Below are 526 nucleotides of genomic sequence, written 5' to 3'. Positions count from 1 at the left end.
TAACAGCTTCAGGAAATGTAATACTAACATAATCATTATCTATTTCCTTAAATCGATCTTCAAATTCATTTATACGTTGGGACATATTTTTATTGTAAAGCATGATTCTTTTTCTAATGATCTGTATACTTTCTAAAACGTCAGGATATTCTTCATATTCTTGTTCTTTGATTTTTAGTTCTTTTTTAATTCTTTTAATTGAATTTTTACTTTTATTGTGCAGTAAATTCCATTTTTTCATTAGTTTTAAAGCTTTTAATTCATCACGTGTGATAGTGTAGTGTTTAGATCCTTTAATTAATGCATCAGTACCGTCAATGAAAATATGGAGAAATTTTAGGATATGGTGGTCATTTAAAACGAGTAATGTGTGTAGAAATATTTTTTTGATGGTAATGGAGTTGCTGTTTGATAAAAATCTGCTTAATGTTGTGGATGATGGTGTTTTACCATTTAGAAATGTTTTTAATATTATATCTGTTTTGCATAAACTAGCTATTTTATCTGTTCTATATTCATCAACTAA

At 26.2% G+C, this 526-nt stretch carries 1 protein-coding gene; it reads right to left on the bottom strand.

The features are described from left to right. A partial coding sequence (locus MBFIL_RS10855) for a hypothetical protein (protein ID WP_169805510.1) occupies window positions 1-526 on the bottom strand: 526 nt, incomplete at both ends.

It is taken from the genome of Methanobrevibacter filiformis, from assembly GCF_001639265.1.
GTDB classification, from domain to species: Archaea; Methanobacteriota; Methanobacteria; order Methanobacteriales; family Methanobacteriaceae; genus Methanacia; species Methanacia filiformis.
This window is presented reverse-complemented; position numbering and strand designations above follow the sequence as displayed.